Consider the following 20,604-nt stretch of genomic DNA (forward strand, 5'->3'; position numbering starts at 1 on the left):
AACAGAACCGTATGTATTATCATCCTATTTATCAGCAGCAAATGAATCGAGTGAATTCACATCTGAATCAAGGAAATCCGTATGATGAACAGACTGCTACCATGATAAAGGAAACATTACAGCGTGAGGCATCATCGATTCCGATGTATTTTCAAGTAGCGGAGCAGTTTCGGCATGACCCATCTATGCAGGGGCTTGTGTATGCTGTGCAATCCAGAAATCAAATTGCCGCAGGTTTGGAGCAGGCCTATCAATATTTTACTGGTCAACAGCCAGATATTAGACAGTCAACGCGTACCCAAGAAGCGAATGACACTGTTGAATCTATTTATAATCATGCACTTCAAGGTTATGAAGAAAATTATCGTAAAAGTGAGCAAATAAATGAACCTTTCTCCCGGCAGTTGCTTTATCAGCTGGCGATGACAGATTATCAAATTGCAAACCATTTAGCAGGATATGTAGAAAATCATCAAGGATATTCCATGACCTCCCGGGTTACGGACCATGGAGGAAATCCGTTTGTAATTGATATTGAAAACGCAGCAGAAGCAAACACCAATTATCGAATTGCTCTGTGGACAGGGGATCATTTGCAGGTTACTTTAATGAGTATCCCAGTAGGAGAAGATATCGGATTAGAGGTACATCCGGATACCGATCAATTTATACGGATTGAAGAAGGAAACGGAACGGTACAGATGGGAAATCGGCAGGATAACCTGACCATCCGGCAACAGGTGGAAGAGGACAGTGCGATTATGGTTCCTGCTGGTACATGGCACAATATAACAAATACCGGAGACGAGGATTTAAAGCTGTATACAGTTTATGCACCTCCCCATCATCCGTTTGGAACAGTAGAAGCTACAAAGCAAGAAGCAATGCAAGCGGAAGGTTAGACGTTGTGTGTTGGGACAGCTAGCTAATATTTTTAATAGTAGGAAGTCGTTCTTTCAAAGGACGGCTTTTTTTACTAATTTAAGGAGAAGCGAATTTTAGTTCCATAGCACCTGTTGACTATGGGAATTCCATGTTAGAATTCCTAGTATATTTGAAAGTAATGAAAATGGTGGAAGGAGTACGTAAATGGAGGTTTACATAAGTAGAAGCACAGGTCCACTGGGCGGTTTGTCCAGTATAAAGGTGAAAGTGAATGGAGAAGATCAGGGGAAACTAAAAAATAATGATGTAACTGTTGCTATCGCCGAGGGAGACACCGCGGAAATTGCTGTCAATCAATCCTTTTTCCGCAGCAAACCTATAACGGTAAGTGATGGGGATAATGTAGAAGTGACTTTAAATCCGAAATTCTCTCCTTTTTATATTGGCGGCGTGCTTGCTATTATACTGGGTGGATTGATGAAAATACCTTTGTTTCTTGTCGTTGGAATGGTTTGTCTAGTTATTGTATTGGTAATGTCCTCAAATTGGTTTGTCATCACAAAAAAATAAATGAAGGCAGACGTACAATAATAAAAGTTCGTCTACTTTCATTTATTTAATCAACTAATCCAAAAGGTAGACAGCCAAGCAATAAGCGGAATGGTTCCCAGGGCAAGTAATGTGGAAAATACCGATGCAATGACTGCTTCTTGTTCTTTATTCGTATAGCGTGAAAATAAAACAGCAGAAAGCATAAAGGTCGGCATGCAGGCAAGAATGACTAATATATTTTTGAGCAATGTTTCTAGTGGCAAGAAAGATAGAACTATCATTACCATGATTGGCAGAATAAGCAGTTTCCACACTAAAGGCATCCATAATTCACGGAAAAATAACGGCTGTTTGCTGCGGAAGAGATCTGGCAGACTAAAACCGACATAGAGCATTGCCATTGGAGCAGCTAGTGCAGAAAGCATACTGGCCAAATCCTTCATTAAAACAGGAGCTTCCCAGCCGCTGAAAGCAAAAATAAGTCCAAAACTGATAGCAATTAACGGCATATTTACAAGTGCTTTTAATTGTCTCCATTCAAAGCGATCATCACTCTGCAATAAATAGATCCCTAAGGAGAAAACAACTACATCCAGCCCCGCATCAAAAATAGCAGCGAGCAAGCCGCCAATCGGTCCAAAAATAGCAGCACATAATGGAATTCCAATAAAACCAGAATTTCCAATAGCAGCAAGTAAAGCGAGCTGTTTTGATTTTTTCACGGAAAAACCGATGATTTTTCCAAATAAAAAACAAATACCGACAGCTAAAACATTAAAGCTGACACTGAAAATAAACATCAGAATAACCTGATGCAATACATCATCTGTTAAATTAGTATTGAAGACGCCATTTAAAATAATAAATGGAACAGCGACGTTAATAATCACGCTCATAAATAACTGTTTTGCTTCATATGTAATCGTGTTTTTCAGAGCTACCAAGGCTCCAATAAATAAAATAATTCCCATCATAATGACGGTTAATACGACAGTGGTGACATCCATTTCAATCTCCTTTGAATCTGATAAGTTGGTATACTTAAATTGCAATGTATAATTTCTAATCATAGAAGAATCACTAGAAAGAAACAAGACTATTTTATAAAAAAGGAAGTGAAAAAATGATTCGTAAACTACATACAGAAGAAGCTTTACCGATGAACCTGTTATTACTTGCCGATCCGTCAGAAAGGTTGGTCCGGGACTATACTACCAGGGGGACTTGCTATGTATTGGAGACAGAAGAGAAGGTGGTAGGGGTGTATGTTCTTCTACCGACAAGACCAGATACAGTTGAACTAGTGAATGTTGCTGTCGATGAAGTGTATCATGGACAAGGCCTGGGAAAGCAGTTAGTATTGCATGCGATCCAGGAAGCAAGACAACAAGGATACCGTACGATAGAAATTGGTACCGGCAATTCCGGGGTCAGCCAATTAGCACTTTATCAAAAATGCGGTTTTCGAATGACTTCCATTGACCGGGATTTCTTTTTACGTCATTATGAAGAGCCGATTTTCGAAAATGGCATGCAGGTTGTTGATATGGTAAGGCTGGAAATAGACTTGATATAGCAAAAGATGCCAAACGCTGATCAAACATGCTTAGCATCTTTTTCTAGATTTATGATTTTTTCATTTCAAATTGTTGAAAGACTGCTTGCTTCGGTGTTGAGTAAATTTCTTTGCCTGCAATGGAATTAATGATTTTTTGGTTGCGTAATACGGATAATCCTAAGTTTGTTGCACTGGAACCATGAGAATGCTCAATATTGGTTAACGTATACAATTGATTTTCACGGTCATCTTTAAAAACAAGCCGATAATCTGATGTTACTCGAAATTTTTTTTCATCCTCCCATTCTATCTCCTTATAGAATTTATCCAGCCAGTCCGGAAGATGCGGCTTATATCCTGTTGCCAGAATTACCTTATCAGCAGGGTAAGTAAAGTTTTCTCCTTTCTGCCACTGTTCACAATCCAGAGTGTAGGCAGATTTTTTGGGATTTGCATTGGGCTTAATCGCATTTACTGCGGTATTCGTTTGGATGGTGATTTGCTGTAACGGTGATTCGATAGAGCGGTTATAAAGCAGCTCATAAATCTTTTCCAGAAGATTTGGATCTACGCCATTACGGATAGTACTTAAGTTTTCAAGCGATTCCATCCTATCCTCCAATGCCAGTTTATGAAAGTAATCAACATATTCCGGGGAGAATACTTCCTTTCCCAGGCCAGTATCTTCCTTTTGAAAAATTCCGCTGGAACGGGTAAACCAGGTTAAATCATAACCGTTGTGTTTTTGGTCTTTTAATAAATCATAGAATACTTCTGAAGCGCTTTGACCAGAACCAACGACTGTAATGGAATTTCCTTGTTTTAAAGTATCCGCTAGATACGTATAGCGGCTGGTATGTGTAATATCCTCTTCTGGGAACCCTTGCAGTGCTTCAGGAATATTCGGGATGCTTCCCGTTCCTAAAATAATATGTTTTGCGTAAAAGATTTCTTCGCTATTACCATTTGTAGACTGGGCAGTAACCGCGTAATAAGATTTCCCAGGTACCATCTCTACATCTGTTACACATTGTCCGAATTGGCAGTTGTCAAGCCTGGAAGAAACCCATTTACAATACGTATTGTATTCTTCTCTTGGAATGGTAAAACGGTTAAAAAAGAAAAATTGATACATCCGGTTATGCTCGTGGAGATAATTTAAATAAGAAAAGCGGTTGGTGGGGTCTGCTAAGGTTACAAGATCTGCAATAAAAGGTGTCTGCAGATCCATTCCCTCAATCAGCATTCCAGGATGCCAATCAAAGGAAGCTTCCTGTTCCAAAAATAAGATATCTATTTCTTGCAAATCATTTGTTAAAGCAGCAAGGCTTAAATTAAATGGTCCAATTCCAATACCGACTGCATCGTATACTTTGTTCATTGTTGTTCCTCCGATTATATTTTTAGTTTGAATTGTCTATATAGCTTTGGTACGTAAAGAATAATTGTGTCTTATTGAGGTGATTCTTACATAAAAGATTTACTAAAGAAAAGAAGCATATTACCTTTTTTCCCCTATTCCCTTGAAAATAAACGCTGAGCCTTCTCATCAAATTCTCATTTTTCTCTAAGGACATTATAAACATCTATCCAGTAAACTGGTAATTGTTAAGAAATCAAGGAGGTTTTACCAATGAAGACAATTTTATTATCTACAGCAGCAGGAGCATTATTAGTTACTGGCATCTACGCTAACACAGGAGAAGCGGAAGAAATCACAACAGATAATGAAGCAGTAGCTATGGAAGAGGGAACAGGCGCAAATGCACAGGAAGAAATGGAAGTTATTCAAAATGAAATTCCATCAGAAAATGATTCTGTGCAAGTGGTGGAGGATAACCCGCATAAGCGTATTTTATTTATTGGTGATGATGCCAATCAGAAAAAATACAAAACGATTTTTATCAAAGATACGAGCCGTTTAAAGATTATTGATTTAAATGGCGGACCAATTTTTAATGACATCATTTAAAATAATTATAGTACGAACCCATCTTAAGCAGTTTAAGATGGGTTTTTTCAATTAAAATAAAAAAAAGATTGACCTTGACGCAGCGTAAACCTATATACTTCATTTTGACAGGACTTTGAAATAAAGAATGGTGAGCGAAAGAAAATAAATGAGCAGTTCAAATATGATATGGAATTATATCAATTAGGATATAAAGCGGCTAAAAGTGTACATGATGGAGGACGAAACAATGGTTGATAATAATACAGTGATGGAAGATGGTAAATGTATAGAATGTGGAGCTAATCAAACAGAAGGGCATTCATGCTATGAAATGTTTCAGTTTCCATTGATTTGGGAGCATAATGACCACGAGTTATATGCTTTACATTTTTGGCTCGTTTCATGTTACATGATTCAACATCCATCTAACTATACGAAGGATGGCTATCATCTTTTGATAAACCTATTTACAAAAGCTTACGATGGAAAGTGGGATACAGAGTATATTCTCTTGAAAAATCGGGAACTTGCATCACAGATAAAGAAAATAACTAATCCTGTTCCAAATAAGGAAAGAGAACGTATATCTGAAAAATGGTCAATGACAATTGAATATGTATTTAAGAGTGGAGAAACGAATGCAATAAACTCAATAAATAAATGGACAGAGCATATTAGAATGGACTTAAAAGAAAAACAAGGATGTTGATCCAATAATATGTTTTGCTCAAATTTTTATTTCAAGGTAACCATTGAAAGGAGGAAACTGGAATGAAATATACTGTCAAACAAGTAGCAGACATGTCTGGTATCAGTACACGCACACTCCGGTATTATGATCAAATTGATTTACTAAAGCCAGCGAAGCATTCCGATTCAGGATATCGCTTATATGAAGAGAAGGAATTAAATCGGCTGCAGCAAATTCTGCTCTATCGTTCTTTAGGAATGAAGCTGGAGCAGATTCAATCGGTACTGGATGACCCTACGTTTCATACGCTCACTGCACTAAAAGAGCATCAACGCAAACTGGAAGTTGAAAAAGAAAAAATAAATCAATTATTAGCTACTGTGAAAAAAACAATTCAATATACAAAGGGAGAGATTAAGATGACAGCGGAAGAAAAATTTGAAGGATTTAAGAAAGAACGTTTGGAAGAAAACGAAAGGCTGTATGGGGAAGAAATCAGAGAAAAATATGGTAAGGAAACGATTGAAAAATCGAATAAAAAGTTTATGGATCTCAGTGAAGCAGATTTTCAGGAAATGCAAAGAATAGAAGATGAATTATTTAAGAAACTGGAGCAATTAACAACGACAAAGGATTTAGAAGTACCGGAAGCAAAAGAAGTGTATGAGCTTCATAAAAAATGGCTGATGTATTCATGGCCAAATTATTCCGCAGAAGCGCATAAAGGCTTGGTACAAATGTATTTAGTAGATGAACGATTTGCGAAATATTATAATAGTCGTGCTGGGAAAGAGATTGTTTCTCTTCTGCATGACGCAGTTGTTAAATATGCAAAGGATTAATGCTACTGGAAAAATCGGGGAGAAGGAGCTCCCCGATTTTTTACGTTCGGGAATCTTTAGTTGGAGCTATTAAGCCATTATTCAATGTTAGACTCTCCATAAGAATTGATATTTTCGATTGGCAAAAGACTAAGCCAATCGAATTCTCATTGAGACCATCCGAAGTCTCTTGGCCGCAATGCTAGATCATGTGAGTTTACCAGGAAATATTATAAAGAATATAATTTCGGTTTCTGAATAGGATGTAGTATTTTGATATCCGCCAATATATCTCTTATGTACAATCCATTTTAATTATAGAATAGGATGTTTATTCTCTTGATAATAAAAGCCAAAAATAATTTTTTATAAAAGCACAAGGTGAAAAAATAATTGAACATGTGATTATTCATTCATTTTTGTGCAATTTAAACATATCATTGCAAGTGATTAAGTGTTATAACTATATAACTAATTACTCAATCAACTATCGCACCTAAGAATAAGCATATATATCTTGCTGTTTTAGGATTATCAAGTTCTTCTTTATTGTGCTTGCTTTTTAGTTAAATCAGCTTTTTTTGAACGAATGATAGTGCATAGCTCCGCTCCGGCCAACCACTCCGCTTTCCGACGTACAAATGTTTTCGATGGGGCGAGTAATCGCAGCCCTAGTACGTCCTGTACGTCGGAAAGTAAAATGGTCCGCCGCAGCGGTATTTTACACTCCACCTTCTATTCTTTGTCAAGGGAGTTATCGAAGGAACGACCAACTCCTATTTCTATAGAAATGAAGTTTCTTTTTAAGGTGCGAAAGTTGAGTTAATTATAATATAAATAAGTGTAACAAGGCGGTGAGAAAGTGAGTACGAAGAGTCTGGGTCCTGAAAAAACTGTTGGAAAGAGCATGAGATAAAACAAATAAATATGGTGTACCTAGCGTTATTTTCCTGTTGTAGAAAAAGAGGACATTAAGGTAATTTACTATAATTGGCGGGGGGATTTATCACGGAGAACCTTCCGTAAAACGCCCGCTGAGTGAAGTTTTGTTTTATGGCTGGCTATTTTGCACAAGAATTTTATTCAAGTATATAACATAATTTGGTTACTTTTATAGATGTAAATGTTCTGTTGGCTATGAGAAGATTTATTGAACTTGTCAAGCGTATTAATGTTAGTTGAACCAGTTGAGTCTCTGATACTGCGATAAAAAGGAGAGAACGTTAAATGAAAATATTGGTAACGGAACTAATGTGGGGAGATGGGATTGAAGAACTTAAAAAGAGAGGATATTCCGTGGATTATGATATGGAACTAAGCAGGAAAAGAGAGGAATTGCTTATCTTACTACCTGAATATGATGCACTTATCGTACGTAATGAAACAAAGGTGGATAAGGAATTTCTTGAGACCGCTAAAAAAACACAGGCTATTGGACGTCTTGGTGTTGGGTTGGATAATATCGATTTACAAGGTGCGAAAGAGCGAAATATTCCAGTCATCTCTGCCAGAAATGCAAATGCGACCTCTGTTGCCGAATATGTGATGGCAGCGATGCTTGATGCTTCTCGTTCATTGTCTGAAGCAGATGCTGATGTCCGTCAAGGAAATTGGAATCGTAAATTTTTCACAGGAAATGAACTAGGAAACCGTACACTTGGTCTTGTCGGTATGGGCGAAATTGCTCATCGTGTCGCAAAAAGGGCAAAAGCATTTGGCATGAATGTGATAGGCTTTGATCCGTTTGTGGCACCGTTCGATCATGTAGTACAAGAAACAGGGATCCGTCAAGTAAATAAGTTGGAAGACCTTTTAAAAGAATCCGATTTTATTTCTATGCATGTACCATTAACGAAATCAACAAAACATCTGATTAACCGGAAAAATTTCTCTTTAATGAAACAACATGCCTATCTGATTAATACCGCAAGAGGGGGCATTATACATGAACAAGACCTTGTAAACGCTGTTGAAGCCAATCAAATAGCAGGTGCCTATCTGGATGTACTTGAAAAGGAACCAATAGAAAAAGATTCTCCGCTTGCGCTGGTAAAATCTATCCGTCTATCTCCGCATATTGCCGGATTAACAATAGAGGCGCAATCCCGGACAGCTATGTTAATCGCAGAGGAAATTGACAGAGTGTTGAAGGGTGGTCACTCACTTTGTAGGGTGAATTAATTCATGTGCTAACTTCGTGTGAGAAAAAGCAGTTTGTCAAAAATAGGGTTGAGCTATTTTTTATTGTTTCAAATTTATTCTTATACGTACAGGGATCGGACAAATATAAACTATAATCAAGATCACTCTAAAAAACCCTATTAAACCAAGATTTAATAGGGTTAAGTTTACTGAGAAAACTGTTTTTTGCTGGGGTAAGACACATCTTTACAGCATCGTTCTCTAGTTAATTTAATTTATATTTCTGGCATTTACTATTTCCCCCATAGGTTTGACCAAGGATAGGGAAGTCAGAAAACATTTCCTACAAATGCTAATTTAACAAGTGGACATTCTAATTATGATCATACTTTTCCTTTATTAATTGAAAGAATTTTATGGATGATTTATAAAAATTAGGATACATAACATTGTTAAGATACTCTAAAGTTTTCTCCGCTAAAAGTTTCGAATTACGAAATTCATTCATTTAAGTGAATTCTTGTGCAATTTGCACTAATTTTCAAATTCACTCCTAACCCATACCCAGTAATAATTCTCATATTACAATACTCTTCATTTTTATGAATATTTAATAAATATCTAATTTTTTCATAAAAATTTTGTCTATTATGAACATTGTGTGTATTAATAATTAGTGTGTAGTATATATTTAATATTTTCAACAATAGTATGAATTAAAATGGGGTGTTTAAAATGTTCTAAAATTATAGATATAATTATTAATATTTTTGTAAGCGTTTTCTAAATATTTGACAATAGTTTAAATGGAAACAATGATTTACATCAAATTATAAATTCAATTTAATAATAAATTTAGTAACGAGGCAAGGGAAAGGTTTATAAAATGCTAGGAGGTTTTCATATGAGTACTAGAAAGGTATCAATTGAGGATTTACCTCTTAATAAATTTCACTGGAAGATAACCATTTATACAGCTGGTGGTCCATTTTGTGATGGTTATATTCTAAGTGTTATTGGAATAGCTCTCGTCATGATGATTCCTCAACTAGGTCTTTCTTCTTTAATGGTGGGGTTAATAGGGACTTCAGCATTAGTTGGCATTTTCTTTGGCGGCCTAGTTTTTGGGTATATCACTGATCTAATAGGTCGTAAGACTATGTATGTGATAGACTTACTTGTTTTCGTAGTAGCATCTGTCCTCCAGTTTTTCGTAGGAGAAGGATGGCAGCTTCTCATTTTAAGGTTTATTCTTGGCGTTGCAGTTGGAGCCGATTATCCTATAGCGACTTCCCTTTTGGCTGAGTTTACACCACGAAAACATCGTGGTTTCATGTTATCATTCTTAGTTCTTGGTTGGTGGTTGGGTGCTGTTACTGCTTATATAGTAGGGTACCTGCTAATGGGTCTTGGTGAAAATAGTTGGCGGTGGATTTTGGCAAGTAGTGCGGTTCCTTCAGTTATTGTACTTCTACTTAGAGCAGGTACTCCTGAGTCACCTAAATGGCTGGTTAGTAAGGGACGAATAGAAGAAGCGCGTGAAAATTTACGAAAAGCTTTTGGGGAAGAGGCTGATATTGGAGACATCCCTAGTGACCCGCCTAAAACATCATTTTGGGGGATTTTTAAGAAAGGGTATGGAAAACGAACAATATTTATGAGTTTGTTTTGGATGATGCAAGTTATTCCCACTTTTGCCATAATGACATTTGCTCCGACAGTTTTGTTTGCGTTTGGAGTAAGTGAAGATGCTGCAACACTTGGATCCGTCGTAACCAGCATTTTTTTCCTGATCGGGACTATAATTGCAGTGTTTATGATAAATAAAATAGGGAGAAGACACATTCTTATTTGGCCATTTCTGATAACAGGTATAGTGTTAGTAGCTCTTGGATTAAACCCTACAGCACCATTAATCATTATTGTCTCACTATTCGCTGTTTTTGCTATATTCAATGGGGGATCAAGTGTACTTCAATATGTTTATCCTAATGAACTTTTTCCAACTGAAGTTCGAGCAACCGCAGTAGGTTTTGGTACAGCTATGAGTAGAGTTGGAGCAGCAGTAGGTACGTTCTTACTTCCAATTTCAATGAGTGGTATAGGTGTAGGACCTACAATGATCATTGCGGGTATAACCTGTTTTATCGGGTTTATTGTTTCTTTGTTAATGGCCCCAGAAACGTTACATCTCACTCTTGAAGAGTCTAGTAGAGTGAAGACTGAAAAGGACAGTGAAATATTAAATAAAAAAACTCTTTAAATAATTATAAACTTAAGATTTGGAGGTTGTTTTAATGTATAAAGAGAAAAATGTTGGTAGCAAAACAAGTTTTAAAAATTTGTATAGCCCACTAAAAATAGGAAGTAGAGAGGTGAAGAATCGTATAGTGTCTACTGCTCATGCTGTAGGTTTTGATGATGGTGTATTAAATGAGAAGCATGTTCGTTATCATGAACGAAAAGCGAAAGGTGGAGCTGGGTTAATTATGACTTTTGGGTCTGCAAGCGTATATAAGGAATCATCTGCTTCATATGGTTCTGTGAGCCTGTGGAATCCTGAAAACGAACCCTACTTAAAGGATCTTGCAGATCGAGTACATGCACAAGGAGCATTAATTATGTCCCAAGCTACTCATATGGGACGGCGAGGTACATCTGTTGTTGATGGACGCCCAGTGCATGCACCATCTGCTGTTCCAGAGGGAGTTCATCGAGAGATACCGCATGTGATGCGAACGGAAGAAATACCACCAATAGTTAGAGCTTTTGCAGATTCAGCAGTACGGTTAGAAAGGTGTGGATGGGACGGTATTGAAATCACATCCTTTGGCGGACATCTAATCGAACAATTTTGGAGTCCCAAAATCAATAACCGTACTGATCGTTACGGTGGGGGTTTTGAAGGACGTATGCGCTTTACTGTTGAAGTAGTGAAAGCAGTAAGAGAAGCTGTTTCAAGTAATTTTATCATTGGATTTAGAATGGCGGGTGATCTCCATACAAAAGACTTAGGTCTTGATGAAACAGATATGCTTGAAATTGCTAAAAAGCTAGATTCATTAGACTGTATAGATCTATTCAATATTAGCGGTGGTACAGGTGCAACATACCGAGCTCAAGCTGCTGTAGTGCCTGGAGATACTTTCAAACGTGGCGTATTCAACCACTTAGCTAAAAGAATGAAAGAACAACTTTCGGTACCTATTATAGCTGCTGGGCGTAATCTAGATCCACATCAGTCGGAAGCTGCTTTAGTAGCTGAAGACTGTGATCTTGTAGGTATGACAAGAGCTATCATAGCTGATCCAGATATGCCAAATCTTGCACAAAAGGGAGAACTATCTAAAATCAGACCGTGTATAGCTTGTAATGAGGGCTGTATCGGCAGAGTTTACAGTGGGATGTCGATGATTTGTACAGTCAATCCTGCTATAGCAGATGATTCGCTAGATGATTTCGAGCCTGCAAAAAAGAAACGTCAAGTAGTTGTTGTAGGTGGTGGTCCGTCGGGGATGGAAGCGGCACGAGTGGCTGCAATACGCGGGCACAATGTAGTTGTTTTGGAACGTAAAGGAAGTCTTGGAGGCAAGGTGTCAACTGCTTCGATTGCTAAGGAACGTCCGCACTATGGCAGACATATTGAATGGCTTAAAAAGGAACTGGAAAGGTTAAATGTTGAAGTGCACACTAACACAAAAGGAACTATAGACAGTATATTGGAATTCCATCCAGATGCCGTTGTCCTTGCTATTGGATCAACACCCATACTTCCACAAGAAGTAAATGAGGAAGATGCACGTTTTGTTACAGATATAGATCTTTTAAATCGAAAAATCAATGTAGGTTCTGATAGTAAAGTATTAATCTATGATCGGGAGGGTAAATACAGAGGAGGAAGCATAGCAAATTTCGCAGCAAAAGAAGGAGCTCTCAAGGTTGAACTTGCCACGCCTATTTGGTCTGTTTGTGAAGATCTTGATGAAATGCAAAAAGCTGAAATGTACCGACTTTTAGCTAAAAATAATATAAAGCTCTCACCTAATCAATACCTTTCTAGTCAAGAGGGAGACCGCTTTTTTCTGCAGGACATTTGGTCCGGAGATGAGCGGACTTTGGAAGAAAAAGAGATTATTGTCTTAGTAGGTTATGAATTGGGTGATAATAAACTGTATGAGGAGCTTAGTTCCAATGCGCCGAAAATGGAAGTTCAACTTATTGGAGATGCTGTTTCACCTAGACGATTAAGTGATGCAGTTTCTGAAGGAGTCCGTGTGGGGAATGTTTTATAATAAATAATGTTCAGCAATTAAACTATGTATTTAATGTATTGCTCCAATGTTGATTTACATTGGGGCAATTTATTTTTAATTTATAAATCCTATTTAAAAAGTTCTTAATTACTTCTAAAAAAGGTAATCCTTTTTGGGAATTGTTTACCAAAGAAGATTCTCATGAATGCGAAGGAGGTTGAGCTCATTTGGGGTTAGTTTGATAAAGATACTTAAAACTCTGCTTACATTTTCCATGTTTCCAGGAGTTTTCTACAAAAAGAGACGACATTCATTGCGTCGTCTCTTTTTGTAAATTTATGTTTTTTAACTATATAGTTCTTTATATTATAAACCAACTCTAGATGTAAAATGTTATTTATTTTTTATAGTTCCCGAGCTAATTTCGCTCCTTCATTTGTAGCCGATTCAACTGTCCGGGGTGCAACGGCATCTCCTAAGATATGAACATTGTTAAATCCATCCTCAACAAGCTCTTTATAAAGTTTATCATCTGATTTATTTCCTAGCCAGGGTACAAGTACGTCAACTTTTTTAATAGTCTCTTTTTCATTTGAATATATATTTTGGATCACCAATTCATCCTTATTAATAGACTTTAACTCACTGTTAGGCTTTAATATTGCCCCCGATGACAACAATCGTTTATATAATGGTGTTCTTAATGTTGGGTGGATATCTTCGGCAATAGTAAAAAAAGGTGAAACAATTTCTACTTTAATATTTTCGTTAATCAGATATTCAGCTGCGCTGATTGCTGTTTGGCTTCCTGCCTCTCCTCCTGCCTGATCCCAAATCACTGCCTTGTTAATGTTAGTAATTTTTCCGTCTAGTATTTGATGAGGTGTAACTAATTTTACTATAGGACTTTCATATATTTCTAACGATGGTAGCCAAGGTTCCGATCCTATTTTAAGGGGATTTGCACCAGTTGCTAAAATTATTTCGTCAGCATCTAAGTCCAGGAGCTCTTCTTTAGAGATTTCGGTGTTTAAGTTTAAGTTTATATCTAATTTGTCTATTTGGCTTTCGAACCATCTTAAAGATTTTTGCAGTTCATTCATTGTAGGAGTGTCTCCCCAAAGTCTTAGTTGTCCTCCAAGTTGTTTATCTTTTTCATAGATCTCCACTTTATGGCCACGTGTTGCAGCGACCCTTGCAGCTTCCAAACCTGCAGGACCTCCTCCTACAATTATTACCTTTTTCTTGTTTTTAACAGGTGAAATTGGTCCCAGCTTTTTAGAACGACCCGCTTCAGGGTTATAAAGGCATCGAACAGGTTTGCTTTGAAGAATTTGTTTAATACAGTAATTAGCTCCAACGCAAGGCCTGATATCTTCAGTTCTGTTTTCTTGAATTTTTTTTACAATCTCGGGATCAGCTATATGACCTCTAGTCATAGCGACCATATCTGCATATCCTTCTGCAATAATTTTTTCAGCTAACGATGGGTCTGTTACACGACCTACTGCAAAAACTGGTATATTTACTACATTTTTGATTTCTCTGGCCAAATTTGCGAAAAGGCCATGAGGAGCTGGCGTCGCAGGCCAATGTTCCCATCTTTGAAAGTAATCTAAATTTGTTCCTGAAATAACATTGAGATAGTCAACTTTATTTGTTGATTCTAATCTCTTAGCTATTTCTTTAGCTTCTAAAATATTTATACCACCCTCAACTTTTTCATCGGCAGAAAAACGAATACCAATAATAAAGGTATCGCCAACATGATTATAGACGGAATCAATTACCTCAAGTAGAAATCGCATACGATTTTCTAGATTTCCACCATACTCATCTTTTCTATGATTTGCAAAGCCTGAGAGAAAAGAGGAGATTAGCATACCATGAGCCCCAGTTATTTCAACTCCATCAAGCCCACCATCTTTTGCTCTTTTAGCTGCTTCCCCAAAGGATTCAACTACTTCTTGAATTTCTGAGAATGTCATCTCATGAGGGGTCACCCTCATTATTTCTGAAGCTACAGGCGATGGAGCCCATGCTGGTTCATCTAATACTCCAGTCCATCCAGTAGCTCCAAAGTGTGTCAATTGTGCTAAAATCTTTCCCCCTTTTTCATGTACTGCATTTGCCAACTTTTGATATCCTGGGATTATTGATTTATCATGATTGACTAGACAATTATATTCATTCATTCCGGTTGGGTGTACTGACTGTGCACCTGTGATTTGTAATCCTGCTCCTCCAGAGGCTATGTTTTGATGATATTGAATATACTCATCTGTAGGTAACCCGTTTTCTGCAAGAACTGGTTGATGGGCTGATACCAAAATTCTATTTCTTATAATTTCCGGTCCAATCTTTAAAGGTGCAAGAATATGACTGAATTTCTTTTCTGATATTTCGTTACCAATCATTTACAAAACCTCCATCTTAAAATTAATATAAACAAGAAAATCGTATAATCAAATAATTCTAATCTTATCCAACAATTATTTCATAAGATTACATGATACCTTTTTGCAAAATCCATGTACTAAATGCATCTCACATCAATAGAATTAACCATCTCCTTTTGATATAACCGCTATCAAAATTTTCTTAACCTATAATTGTTTGATAAATGTTGAACAATATATCATATCAAAAATCTATTTATATAAATAAATTTCATCCCATTCAACTTTTATCACGGAGAATCGCCCGTAAAACTCCCGCCTCAAAATAAAGAGCGAAAATAAATTTATTCAGGCGGGAGATAACGGGCGCTAACTCCCTGAATCACTTAGGCTAATTCAGTGGGAGAAGGGCGAAAACTCCCACTGAATGAAGTTTCTTTTTATGTCAAACTATACAAAACCATGATAGGGTTTTTGAGATGTGGCAAGATGTACCCAATTAATCAAGCTAATAAAATCATATACTGGTAGCCCAACATTTCTTTGTATATCCGAAGCATAAGGCGGCAAATCACTACATTCTAGTAAAATTGCTCCTATATCTGGATTGTTATTTATCATCATCGTCGCCGCATCGATAACTTCTTGTTTTACTTTCTCATTATCAAAGCTCCCTTTGTTCTTAATAATCACTGAGAACTCTGGATATTCACTCATATCATGTATAACACATCTATCAGAATCGTTGACACCACAATTTTTAAATAGCTTAGAGGTCATACCTTTTTCATAAGCTGTCAAAATACCTATCTTGTTATTTGATTTTAAGCCTGTAAAAATCATAGGTATTTGTGTAATACTTGATAGGTAAACTGGTATATTTACCGAGTCGGCTACCTCTTTTTGATAATTTCCAAAAAATCCACATGCTGAGGAGATGGCACGAGCCCCTTCTTCTTCCAGCTCCTTAGCTGCTTTAATAACATTATCAAGCATTTCAGGATCTCCATTAAGAATCTTCATGGTTTGCGAATTTTTCACTTTTTTTAGTCTGACTGGAAAATCATAAGTACTTAAATTTGCAACATTTCCAGGTATTACTGGATACCAGCAATTATCAATGTATAAGATGCCAACTGAATATCCCGAGATATATTGTCCTTTTTTTTGAGTAATGATGGAAGAATTAGTGGAATTATCAATAAACCCATATTCTATATTCTCTTTTGTATTCCTCATCAATGATCCTCCTTTTATAGAAATTATTTAAATCTAGAAATATATGTTGACATAATAGCTCCTTTGATAATCAGTTTTCTTTCAGCAAAACGTTAAAACGGAGAGGACTCAAAATTACCGTTTCGTAACACTTTATACGTATCAGTTCAGATATTCCCTTTCTAACTGTCAGCTGCATTCCATTGCCGCCAAACTAAACTGCCATAAAAAAATATCCATTCATTTTAGAAGTAAGCAAAAATTGCATTCTGATCCTCTGTATTATGATTGTAAATACCTGCCTGCTGCTGATGATTCCTACCTGTTAAAAAATGGGAATCTGTTAACCAATACTATAAATAATTGATGTTCCTTTGCGCGAAAATACCTTCTGCTGGATCACTTTTTTTGGGAACCCATTTTTAAAAGGATCTATAATAAACCATTTCTCAACGTCAGTACTCTATATTTAAAGGGATAACTGCTTAAGACAATTTATCACGGAGAACCGCCCGTAAAACTCCCGCCACAAAATAAAGAGCGAAAATAAATTAATTTAGGCGGGAGATAACGTGCGCTACCTCCCTGAATCACTAAGGCTAATTCAGTGGGAGAATGAAGGAAGCAGACTAAGTTCGCGACGTCCTGGGACTGCGGTTACTCGTCCCACCGGAAACATTTGGGACTGGGGCTGCGATTACTCGCCCCATCGTAAAGAGTTGTGCGTCGAAAAACTCCCACTGAATGAAGTTTCGTTTTATTGTTCTAGTTTTAACAACTGGTATCGCCTACTTTCATCACCTGTATTCTTTCTAGCATCTGAAATTTATTTTTTTACGGAAAGTTAATATGTCGCAACAATAGGATCTGTGACTTTTTTAGTTATAACTGCATGTATATCGTATACCCTGTCTAAATATTTGTTTTATCTTAATTCAGATATATGATGAAGTCTACAGTTGAATTGCACAAAAAATAGTAGTGATTTTTTGCTTAACGAAGAAAAAAGCCCATAATTCATGTGAAATCTAATGTTAAGGTATGATTTAGTGCTATTTATTAGACTTGTGTAATATGCCCAAAATCATTTGACGGCGGTTACAAAACTTGCTGAATATGAATTTGAAATCATTTTTGAAAAAGAAGAATAGTATGATATGTATGTCGATATACTAGCGTTGCATAAAAAAATCATTATAGTTTACCAAATATTCTGCTTTAGAATGATTTCACATTTATTAATTATACGGAACATTTAGTTTATTATTTACAAGAATCGGAGAAGAAGAGGGACATTAGTGTTCACTCCTTCTTGGTTTAATAGTTTGGTGATTCTGTGTGAATCGCAGAATGAACATTGGGTATAAATCTAATCAATTCGGTGTTTCACGGCAAATTTTTCGGTTGACAACATAGACTTATAGTAAAGGCTGGAACAATTGATTCCGAGCAAATTAGCCTGTTCCGAGATAGATAGGTCTGCATTATTCTATTCCACCAATTCCATGTGTTTTTTAGTTATTATAGATGCTTGAGCCACAATAATTGCGTGGTTAAATTTCCGGATTCTGCACACAAGTTTTCAACCTGTGCTTTAAATTCGGCTGTATAACTTTTTCATTTCATATTCCTATCTTAAACATCTCCTTTTTCAATCTAGATTCTTGGATCAATTATATTATTTCGATTGAAAAAAATAAATATTTAAAAAATTATTGACTTTTCATAAGCTCTTAAATACAATATTAAATAACAAAAATAGAATGACTATTCCGTAAAATGGAATGACATAATGATTATTTTTATTTTACAAACAAGAAGATTTTTACCACAAGGCTCATAGCTTCAAAGTATCACAGAGTGCATTTGTAAATCTAAAAAGGAGGAGGGAAATGAATGAGTAAGGTGATTGGAAAGACAGAATTATCTGCACTTATAAATGACGGAGATACTTTACTTGTTGGCGGGTTTGGCCTATCGGGAACGCCATTCACCCTGATTGACGAATTGGCTAATCTGGGAAAAAGAGATTTAACAGTTGTCAGTAATAACCTTGGGGAGAAAGATAAAGGACTGGGAATCTTATTGCACACAGGCTGTCTGAAAAAAGCAATGGGCTCTTATTTTACATCTAATCGAGATGCGGTTAATGAGTGGTCCAGGGGAAACCTGGAGATTGAATTAGTTCCACAGGGAACGCTGGCAGAAAGAATTCGATGTGGCGGTGCGGGGATTGCCGGGTTTTATACGAAAACTGCTGCTGGAACACAAATTGCTGAGGGAAAAGAGGAAAAGATTTTTGATGGGGAAACCTACATCCTGGAAAGGGCAATAAAAGGGGACGTATCTTTAATCAAAGCTTTGAAAGCGGATACAAAAGGAAATTTAATCTATGACCACACCGGCAGAAACTTTAATCCAGTCATGGCTACAGCAGGAAAAATTGTGATTGCTGAAGTGGATGAAATTGTTGATATCGGCGAACTCGATCCTCTCGAAATTACGACACCACATGTGTATGTTGATTATCTTGTGATGAATGAATACGAAAAGATAGGAGGGAAATATGTTGTCCCAACTAGATCGAATTAACATTGCAAAGCGAATCGCAAAGGAATTGCCGGATGGTGCCTCGATTAATCTTGGGGTTGGTATCCCAACGTTGATTCCGGATTATCTGGGTGATAAAAAAGTAGATTTACATTCGGAGAACGGACTGTTGGGGATGGGGCCGACCCCGGATGAAGAGAACATTAACATGGATTTAATAAGCGCAAGCAAGAAACCAATTACAATGGCTGAAGGCGCAGCATTATTTGATAGCTCAGATTCATTTGTAATGATTCGTGGCGGCCATATAGATATCGCTGTAATGGGAGCGCTTCAAATAGATCAATATGGAGAGATTGCGAATTGGGCTATACCGGGCAAGGATATTTTAGGGGTGGGCGGAGCAATGGATTTGGTTGCTGGTGCAAAAAAAATTATTATAGCTTCCAGTCACACAGCAAAAGATGGAAAACCGAAATTTGTTAGCAAATTGACATTCCCAAGCAGTGGTAACGGAAGAGCAGATATGCTTGTCACAGAGCACGCCGTTTTTAAATTTACAGAGAATGGTCCTTACCTTGTGGAACAATTGTCAGGCTTAAGTATTGATGAATTAAAAGAAATAACAGGCGCAGATTTTACTTATAAAAATACAGCGATAAAGTAGGAAGAAATTTTTGTTCTGTGTCGTTGTCAAAGCAACCTATCATGAATGAAGAGAAGGTGAGTACATGAATAGAGTAACCATAGTAGGATCCGGTGTTATGGGCAAGGGGATTGCATACGCTTTTGCTATTAGCGGATATGAAGTGTATGTCAATGATTTAAATGAAGATATTTTAACCAAGGCAAAAGATGATATTAATACATTACTTGATGGCAGTTTTGAAAAAGGCTTTTTAAAAAAGGAAGTCTATCAAAGTGCAAAACATAATCTAGTATATGAAGCAGAATTGAAAAAGGCGGTAGAAGGTTCTGGTCTTGTCATCGAAGCAGTATTGGAAAAAATGGATTTGAAGATTGATATATTCAAACAGTTGGATGAAATTTGTCCACCGGAAACCGTGCTGGCAACAAATACATCTACCATGAGCCCGACGGAAATTGGCACGCAGACATCCAGACCGGATAAGGTGGTAGCCATGCATTTCTTCAATCCTGTGCATAAAATGAAGCTGATTGAAGTGATCCGTGGACTGGAGACTTCTGATGAAACAGTGAAATTCATCCACGACACAGCTGAAAAAATGAATAAAACAACAGTGGAAGTGAATGAATTCCCAGGGTTTGTTACTTCACGTATGAATTGTCTAATTGGAAACGAAGCTATGAATCTATTGATGGAAGGAGTTGCATCGGCAAAAGATATTGATAATGCTATGAAGCTTGGGCTAAACCATCCCATGGGCCCATTAGAACTTGCTGATCTTGTGGGGCTCGATACGCGATTAAGAAATATGGAGTACTTATATAAAACACTGGGAGAAAAATATCGTCCATGTCCGCTCTTGATTAAATATGTAAAAGCAGGCCGCTTAGGTAAAAAAACTGGCAGTGGCTTTTATGAGTATAACTAGGAGG

Annotated in this window: 17 protein-coding genes; 12 read left to right on the forward strand and 5 right to left on the reverse strand. The window is 36.9% G+C overall.

Annotated features, from left to right (window positions below; translation table 11 throughout):
• Positions 1 to 11: 11 nt before the first annotated feature.
• Both BN986_RS27445 and BN986_RS25840 read left to right on the forward strand, forming a co-directional pair.
• The gene (locus BN986_RS27445) at positions 12 to 902 is read left to right on the forward strand and encodes a cupin domain-containing protein (RefSeq protein WP_244445049.1); all 891 of its coding nucleotides are present in this window, start codon (positions 12 to 14) and stop codon (positions 900 to 902) included.
• Between the two features lie 187 nt (positions 903 to 1,089).
• A complete protein-coding gene (locus BN986_RS25840; protein ID WP_052400934.1) occupies positions 1,090 to 1,455 on the forward strand; it encodes a hypothetical protein in 366 nt (121 codons plus the stop codon).
• 50 nt (positions 1,456 to 1,505) lie between these two features.
• Here the strand turns inward: BN986_RS25840 and BN986_RS19010 are convergent, their stop codons facing one another.
• Entirely contained in the window at positions 1,506 to 2,507 is a 1,002-nt protein-coding gene (locus BN986_RS19010) for an AEC family transporter (RefSeq protein ID WP_244445050.1), read from the reverse strand.
• Positions 2,508 to 2,560: 53 nt separating this feature from the next.
• Between BN986_RS19010 and BN986_RS19015 the strand changes: the two genes are divergently transcribed.
• Positions 2,561 to 3,013, forward strand: a complete 453-nt coding sequence (locus tag BN986_RS19015) for a GNAT family N-acetyltransferase (RefSeq protein WP_040983111.1) — start codon at positions 2,561 to 2,563, stop codon at positions 3,011 to 3,013.
• A gap of 49 nt (positions 3,014 to 3,062) precedes the next feature.
• Here the strand turns inward: BN986_RS19015 and BN986_RS19020 are convergent, their stop codons facing one another.
• Positions 3,063 to 4,376, reverse strand: a complete 1,314-nt coding sequence (locus BN986_RS19020; protein WP_040983113.1) for a lysine N(6)-hydroxylase/L-ornithine N(5)-oxygenase family protein — start codon at positions 4,374 to 4,376, stop codon at positions 3,063 to 3,065.
• 252 nt (positions 4,377 to 4,628) lie between these two features.
• On the opposite strand from BN986_RS19020, the gene BN986_RS19025 reads away from it, so the two are divergent.
• From BN986_RS19025 to BN986_RS19035, 3 genes are all read left to right on the forward strand, one after another.
• Positions 4,629 to 4,967 (forward strand): hypothetical protein, encoded by a 339-nt coding sequence (locus BN986_RS19025; RefSeq protein ID WP_040983115.1) that lies wholly within the window; start codon positions 4,629 to 4,631, stop codon positions 4,965 to 4,967.
• 229 nt (positions 4,968 to 5,196) lie between these two features.
• Positions 5,197 to 5,658: a DUF5946 family protein gene (locus tag BN986_RS19030; protein ID WP_040983117.1), complete on the forward strand. Its 462-nt coding sequence runs from the start codon at positions 5,197 to 5,199 to the stop codon at positions 5,656 to 5,658.
• A 62-nt stretch (positions 5,659 to 5,720) separates the two neighbouring features.
• A complete protein-coding gene (locus BN986_RS19035) occupies positions 5,721 to 6,482 on the forward strand; it encodes a MerR family transcriptional regulator (protein ID WP_040983119.1) in 762 nt (253 codons plus the stop codon).
• Between the two features lie 525 nt (positions 6,483 to 7,007).
• Here BN986_RS19035 and BN986_RS27155 read toward each other — a convergent pair.
• Positions 7,008 to 7,193 carry a hypothetical protein gene (locus tag BN986_RS27155; protein WP_148417173.1) on the reverse strand — a complete coding sequence of 62 codons (186 nt, stop codon included), beginning with the start codon at positions 7,191 to 7,193 and terminating at the stop codon, positions 7,008 to 7,010.
• Positions 7,194 to 7,688: 495 nt separating this feature from the next.
• On the opposite strand from BN986_RS27155, the gene BN986_RS19040 reads away from it, so the two are divergent.
• From BN986_RS19040 to BN986_RS19050, 3 genes are all read left to right on the forward strand, one after another.
• On the forward strand, positions 7,689 to 8,642 hold the full coding sequence (locus BN986_RS19040) for a hydroxyacid dehydrogenase (RefSeq protein ID WP_040983121.1): 954 nt from the start codon (positions 7,689 to 7,691) through the stop codon (positions 8,640 to 8,642).
• A gap of 865 nt (positions 8,643 to 9,507) precedes the next feature.
• Positions 9,508 to 10,866, forward strand: coding sequence for an MFS transporter (locus tag BN986_RS19045; RefSeq protein WP_052400936.1), 1,359 nt, complete (start codon positions 9,508 to 9,510; stop codon positions 10,864 to 10,866).
• A gap of 34 nt (positions 10,867 to 10,900) precedes the next feature.
• Positions 10,901 to 12,895 (forward strand): oxidoreductase, encoded by a 1,995-nt coding sequence (locus BN986_RS19050; RefSeq protein ID WP_040983123.1) that lies wholly within the window; start codon positions 10,901 to 10,903, stop codon positions 12,893 to 12,895.
• 365 nt (positions 12,896 to 13,260) lie between these two features.
• Here BN986_RS19050 and BN986_RS19055 read toward each other — a convergent pair whose 3' ends face one another.
• A complete protein-coding gene (locus BN986_RS19055; protein WP_040983125.1) occupies positions 13,261 to 15,273 on the reverse strand; it encodes an oxidoreductase in 2,013 nt (670 codons plus the stop codon).
• 432 nt (positions 15,274 to 15,705) lie between these two features.
• A complete protein-coding gene (locus tag BN986_RS19060; RefSeq protein ID WP_040983127.1) occupies positions 15,706 to 16,494 on the reverse strand; it encodes an aspartate/glutamate racemase family protein in 789 nt (262 codons plus the stop codon).
• A 1,875-nt stretch (positions 16,495 to 18,369) separates the two neighbouring features.
• On the opposite strand from BN986_RS19060, the gene BN986_RS19065 reads away from it, so the two are divergent.
• The 3 genes from BN986_RS19065 to BN986_RS19075 all read left to right on the forward strand — a co-directional run bounded on the left by BN986_RS19065 (position 18,370) and on the right by BN986_RS19075 (position 20,600).
• Positions 18,370 to 19,065, forward strand: a complete 696-nt coding sequence (locus BN986_RS19065; protein WP_040983129.1) for a CoA transferase subunit A — start codon at positions 18,370 to 18,372, stop codon at positions 19,063 to 19,065.
• Complete coding sequence (locus BN986_RS19070; protein ID WP_040983131.1) at positions 19,040 to 19,690, forward strand: 3-oxoacid CoA-transferase subunit B; 651 nt, start codon at positions 19,040 to 19,042, stop codon at positions 19,688 to 19,690. Before BN986_RS19065 ends, BN986_RS19070 begins: the two co-directional genes overlap by 26 nt.
• A gap of 64 nt (positions 19,691 to 19,754) precedes the next feature.
• Complete coding sequence (locus BN986_RS19075) at positions 19,755 to 20,600, forward strand: 3-hydroxyacyl-CoA dehydrogenase NAD-binding domain-containing protein (protein ID WP_040983134.1); 846 nt, start codon at positions 19,755 to 19,757, stop codon at positions 20,598 to 20,600.
• The last annotated feature ends 4 nt before the right edge of the window (positions 20,601 to 20,604 follow it).

The organism is Oceanobacillus jeddahensis (genome assembly GCF_000750635.1).
GTDB lineage: Bacteria > Bacillota > Bacilli > Bacillales > Amphibacillaceae > Oceanobacillus > Oceanobacillus jeddahense.

What these genes read in the sequence shown, in the direction of transcription:
- BN986_RS27445 (WP_244445049.1), top strand. Translation starts at nt 12, where the DNA reads ATGTATTATCATCCTATTTATCAGCAGCAAATGAATCGAGTGAATTCA.
- BN986_RS25840 (WP_052400934.1), top strand. Translation starts at nt 1,090, where the DNA reads ATGGAGGTTTACATAAGTAGAAGCACAGGTCCACTGGGCGGTTTGTCC.
- BN986_RS19010 (WP_244445050.1), bottom strand. Translation starts at nt 2,507, where the DNA reads ATGATTAGAAATTATACATTGCAATTTAAGTATACCAACTTATCAGAT.
- BN986_RS19015 (WP_040983111.1), top strand. Translation starts at nt 2,561, where the DNA reads ATGATTCGTAAACTACATACAGAAGAAGCTTTACCGATGAACCTGTTA.
- BN986_RS19020 (WP_040983113.1), bottom strand. Translation starts at nt 4,376, where the DNA reads ATGAACAAAGTATACGATGCAGTCGGTATTGGAATTGGACCATTTAAT.
- BN986_RS19025 (WP_040983115.1), top strand. Translation starts at nt 4,629, where the DNA reads ATGAAGACAATTTTATTATCTACAGCAGCAGGAGCATTATTAGTTACT.
- BN986_RS19030 (WP_040983117.1), top strand. Translation starts at nt 5,197, where the DNA reads ATGGTTGATAATAATACAGTGATGGAAGATGGTAAATGTATAGAATGT.
- BN986_RS19035 (WP_040983119.1), top strand. Translation starts at nt 5,721, where the DNA reads ATGAAATATACTGTCAAACAAGTAGCAGACATGTCTGGTATCAGTACA.
- BN986_RS19040 (WP_040983121.1), top strand. Translation starts at nt 7,689, where the DNA reads ATGAAAATATTGGTAACGGAACTAATGTGGGGAGATGGGATTGAAGAA.
- BN986_RS19045 (WP_052400936.1), top strand. Translation starts at nt 9,508, where the DNA reads ATGAGTACTAGAAAGGTATCAATTGAGGATTTACCTCTTAATAAATTT.
- BN986_RS19050 (WP_040983123.1), top strand. Translation starts at nt 10,901, where the DNA reads ATGTATAAAGAGAAAAATGTTGGTAGCAAAACAAGTTTTAAAAATTTG.
- BN986_RS19055 (WP_040983125.1), bottom strand. Translation starts at nt 15,273, where the DNA reads ATGATTGGTAACGAAATATCAGAAAAGAAATTCAGTCATATTCTTGCA.
- BN986_RS19060 (WP_040983127.1), bottom strand. Translation starts at nt 16,494, where the DNA reads ATGAGGAATACAAAAGAGAATATAGAATATGGGTTTATTGATAATTCC.
- BN986_RS19065 (WP_040983129.1), top strand. Translation starts at nt 18,370, where the DNA reads ATGAGTAAGGTGATTGGAAAGACAGAATTATCTGCACTTATAAATGAC.
- BN986_RS19070 (WP_040983131.1), top strand. Translation starts at nt 19,040, where the DNA reads ATGTTGTCCCAACTAGATCGAATTAACATTGCAAAGCGAATCGCAAAG.
- BN986_RS19075 (WP_040983134.1), top strand. Translation starts at nt 19,755, where the DNA reads ATGAATAGAGTAACCATAGTAGGATCCGGTGTTATGGGCAAGGGGATT.